Genomic DNA, 4,164 nt, shown 5'->3' with positions numbered 1-4,164 from the left:
GAGAATAAAGCCCAGCAGCAGCGGCGCAGGCTCGAAACGCATTTTGGAAAGCGCAAAGCCGATGACGCTGAAACCTGCCATGACGAAGACGTCGAAGACGCTGTTGTTGATACTGTAGGCACCAATGCAGCAGAAGCCGATGATCGCCGGGAAGAGCAGATGATACGGTACGGTCAGCATCCGCACCCAGAGCCCGATCAGCGGCAGGTTCAGAATGACGAGCATCAGGTTGCCCGACCACATCGACACGATCATGCCCCAGAACAGATCCGGCTCGTCCGAGATGACATTCGGGCCGGGTGTGATGCCCTGGATGATCATCGCTCCCACCATCAGCGCCATCACCGGGTTGCCGGGAATGCCAAGCGTCAGCATTGGAATGAACGAGGTCTGCGCTCCGGCATTGTTGGCGCTTTCCGGCGCGGCGACCCCTTCGATCGCACCCTTTCCGAATTCGGCGCGATTGGGGGAAACACGCTTCTCCACTGCATAGGCCGCAAACGAGGCGAGCATCGCGCCACCGCCCGGCAGCACACCGAGGAATGAGCCGAGTACGGTGCCGCGTAGAACCGGTGCGATGATCCGCTTGAAGTCTTCCTTCGTCAGCATCAGCCCGGTGACCCGTCTGACACCGACGGAACGCTCATGCTCGTTTTCCAGATTGCGCAGGATCTCGCAGATGCCGAAGATGCCCATGCTGACGGCAACGAAATTCAACCCGTCGTAAAGCTCCGGGATATCGAAAACATAACGCGGCGTACCGCTTTCCACGTCCGTGCCGACGGTACCTAGGATGAGCCCGAAGACGATCATCGCAAATGCCTTCAGCAGCGATCCACTGGCAAGCGCTACTGAGGCCACGAGACCGAGCACCATCAGCGAAAAATACTCCGCTGGCCCGAAATTCAGCGCCACGGCGGCAAGCGGCGGAGCTGCCACGGCAAGCAGGATTGTCGCGACCGAACCGGCGAAAAAGGAGCCAAGCGCAGCGGTCGCAAGTGCGGCCCCTGCCCGCCCGTTGCGTGCCATCTGGTAGCCGTCGATCGCGGTGACCACCGAAGAGCTTTCGCCCGGAAGATTAATCAGGACAGCGGTGGTCGACCCACCATATTGCGCGCCGTAAAAGATGCCGGCCAGCATGATCAGCGCCGCTTCCGGCGGAAGACCGAAGGTGATCGGCAGAAGCATGGCGATCGTCGCCGTCGGCCCAAGCCCCGGCAGCACGCCGATCGCGGTGCCGAGCAGGCAGCCGATGAAGCCGTAGAACAGGTTCATCGGCATGAAGGCGGTCGAAGCACCGAGCCAGAGGTTAGAGAAGATATCCATATTCAATCCAATCCGGTTTCATCGGTTGGTTGGCGGGCTTTAGAAAAGCTCGCCGATAAAGGGGATCCAGGGGCCGAAGGCTGAGACCGGAAGCGACAGAAACTTGGTGAACAGCAGAACCGAGCAAACAGAGAGAAACAGCCCGAGCAGGATCGAATGCCGCCAGTTGGCATAACAGCTGGCGGTCGCCACCCCGACGATCAGCAGCAGCATGGTCGGTGCGAGGCCTAGCCCTGCCAGCAAAAAACCAAAGCCGACAGGACCGAGGATCACGAGAAGATAGGCTTTCCAGTTCCAGGCTTCCGGCTCGCCCTCTTCCGCATCCACCAGCAGCGACTGCCCGATGATCAGTGCACCTATCGCCATCAGCAGCAGGCTCAGCATGGTCGGAAAATACCCCGGCCCCATCTGGAAAGAATTGCCGGCTTCAAGCCCGCGACCGAACCAGATGAACAGGAGGCCGACACAGATCATCGTCACGCCGCCGACGAAGTCGCGGCCGTTTCTAATTTTCAGCATGGCATGATACTCGCGTGGGGAAGATATGCCGGCCGAGCGTCAGGCCCGGCCGGCAGTGTACCTTATTGCAGCGGCACGTTGGCGGCCTTGATGACCTCGGCCCACTTTACCGTTTCCTTGTCGATAAAAGCCTGGAACTCGGCAGATGTATTGCCGATCGGTGTCACGCCCATTGCTTTCAGCTTTTCCTGCATTGCCGGCTCAGCGATGATCGCCTGCACTTCTTTGGAGAGCTTCTCGACAATTTCCGGCGGCGTGCCGGGAGGTGCGAACAGGCCGTGCCAAGAGGTTGCCTCGAAGCCCGGAATGACGCTCGCCATTGTCGGCACGTCAGGCAGAAGAGCAGCCTTCTCAAGGCTGGTTACCGCCAACGCCTTCACCTTGCCCGCCTTCACCTGCTGGGCGGCGGTCGGGATATTGTCGAACATCATGTCCACATGACCGGCGACGACATCGAGGATCGCCTGGCTACTGCCCTTGTAGGGCACATGGGTGATCTTGACGCCGGATTTGGTCGCCAGAAGCTCACCGGCGAGGTGGATCGAAGTACCGACGCCCGAGGATGCATAGGTATGCTTGCCCGGCTCCGTTTTCAGGAAGGCGATCAGTTCCTCGACAGTGTTCGCCTTGATCTTGTCCGGGTTGACGACAAGCACATTCGGCAGGCTGGCGATCAGCGAGATCGGCGCAAAGCCCTTTTCCTTGTCGTAAGGCAGGGTCTTGTAGAGTGTCTGGTTGATCGCGTTGGAGCTGACCGTACCCATGCCGATCGTGTAACCGTCCGGCTTGGAGCGGGCGAGGTCACCGAGACCGATATTGCCGCCAGCGCCGGGCTTGTTCTCGACGATGAAACGCTGACCGAGGCGCTTGTCCAGTTCCTCGGCAACGAGGCGGCCGAATGTATCGGTATTGCCGCCGGCTGCGAACGGCACGACGACCGTCACGGTCTTGCTCGGATAATCCTGTGCGTGGCTTGCCTGCATACCTGCCACACAGATGACGGCCGTAGCGGCCGCAAACGTCATCAAACGCTTTAGCTTCATGTTACTTCCTCCACTTGCCCGGCCTCCTGCCGGTCCCACTCACCCATCCTTCGAAACCCTCCTGACGAAGAAATGGAAGCGCTTTCATTTTATCTTCAAATTTCCATCCCGCAACCACTGAAGAAAAATTTTAAACTGTACAATATCAATACATTAATCAGATTTTTACAAAAATTTTCATATCAGCACTTGATTGAAATCAAAATGAAAGCGTAAATCATTTAGCAGGGAGAATGACCATGGCCGACCATGAAAGAACCAAACAGGTCGCAACGGCCGGTCCCGTCACGCTTGCCGATATCGCAAAACTCGCCGGCGTTTCGCCGGTCACCGTGTCGCGTGCGATCAATACGCCGGCCTTGGTCAAGCCCCGCACGCTGGAAGCGATCGAAAAGGTCATTGCCCGGACAGGTTATGTGCCGAACCTGCTTGCCGGCGGCCTTGCCTCGCGCAGAACCCGGCTGATCGCCGCGATCGTCCCATCGGTCGCCAGCACGATCTTTGCCGAGACCATAGAAGGGCTCAACGCCGAGCTCGTCTCTGCCGGCTATCAACTCCTGCTCGGCCTTTCCGGCTATGATACCAGCCGCGAACTCGAACTGACCCGAGCCATCCTGGCGCGTCGCCCCGATGGCATCATTCTGACCGGCATCACCCATCTGAAGGAAACCCGGGCAATGCTGACCGGAGCCGGCCTTCCTATCGTGGAAATCTGGGATTCCACTCCTTCGCCACTCGATACCGCCGTCGGTTTCTCTCATGCGGCGGTCGGCGCTCTGGTAGCCGAACATCTGCTGATCCGGGGATATGACCGTTATGCCCAGGTCGGCGCCAATGATCCGCGCGCCGTCCAGCGTCGTGATGGCTTCGTCAATCGCCTCAAGGGGATCGCGGAGGTAGAATTGCCGGAACTGGAGATGAATTCACCCTCGACCTTCCGAGATGGGCGCATGGCAACGGCGCAATTGCTCGATCGCGGCATGGGGTCGCTCGGCGTGTTCTGCTCGTCGGATGTTGTCGCCCATGGAGCTCTGGCCGAAGCTCATGCCCGCGGCTGCAGGATACCTGAGGACCTCGGTATTGTAGGATTCGGCGATTTCGATTTCGCTCCGCACACCCATCCGCCGCTAACGACCGTTCGCATTGATCGTCGCGATATCGGCACCAAGGCTGCCCGTTCGATCCTCAGGAAGATTGACGGAGACAAAAATGTGGAAGCGATGATCAATATCGACTTCCACATCGTGACGCGCGGAACAGCCTGACTACGGCCGCT

At 59.0% G+C, this 4,164-nt stretch carries 4 protein-coding genes; 1 reads left to right on the top strand and 3 read right to left on the bottom strand.

Annotation, left to right across the window (positions count from 1 at the left end; translation table 11 throughout):
* The 3 genes from PDO_RS10445 to PDO_RS10435 form a co-directional block, all read right to left on the bottom strand.
* Nucleotides 1-1,326: tripartite tricarboxylate transporter permease (locus tag PDO_RS10445; protein ID WP_007601500.1), on the bottom strand; the 1,326-nt coding region annotated here is incomplete at its 3' end.
* Nucleotides 1,327-1,365: 39 nt separating this feature from the next.
* The gene (locus PDO_RS10440) at nucleotides 1,366-1,845 is read right to left on the bottom strand and encodes a tripartite tricarboxylate transporter TctB family protein (RefSeq protein WP_007601498.1); all 480 of its coding nucleotides are present in this window, start codon (nucleotides 1,843-1,845) and stop codon (nucleotides 1,366-1,368) included.
* A 62-nt stretch (nucleotides 1,846-1,907) separates the two neighbouring features.
* Entirely contained in the window at nucleotides 1,908-2,888 is a 981-nt protein-coding gene (locus tag PDO_RS10435) for a Bug family tripartite tricarboxylate transporter substrate binding protein (protein WP_007601495.1), read from the bottom strand.
* Between the two features lie 239 nt (nucleotides 2,889-3,127).
* On the opposite strand from PDO_RS10435, the gene PDO_RS10430 reads away from it, so the two are divergent.
* On the top strand, nucleotides 3,128-4,153 hold the full coding sequence (locus PDO_RS10430; RefSeq protein WP_007601493.1) for a LacI family DNA-binding transcriptional regulator: 1,026 nt from the start codon (nucleotides 3,128-3,130) through the stop codon (nucleotides 4,151-4,153).
* Nucleotides 4,154-4,164: the final 11 nt, after the last annotated feature.

The organism is Rhizobium sp. PDO1-076 (assembly GCF_000247475.1).
Taxonomy (GTDB): Bacteria; Pseudomonadota; Alphaproteobacteria; order Rhizobiales; family Rhizobiaceae; genus Allorhizobium.
The sequence above is the reverse complement of the archived record's forward strand: the minus strand, read 5'-3'. Positions and strand labels throughout refer to the sequence as shown.

Coding starts and splice junctions, on each gene's coding strand:
- PDO_RS10440 (WP_007601498.1), bottom strand. CDS start 1,845: ATGCTGAAAATTAGAAACGGCCGCGACTTCGTCGGCGGCGTGACGATG.
- PDO_RS10435 (WP_007601495.1), bottom strand. CDS start 2,888: ATGAAGCTAAAGCGTTTGATGACGTTTGCGGCCGCTACGGCCGTCATC.
- PDO_RS10430 (WP_007601493.1), top strand. CDS start 3,128: ATGGCCGACCATGAAAGAACCAAACAGGTCGCAACGGCCGGTCCCGTC.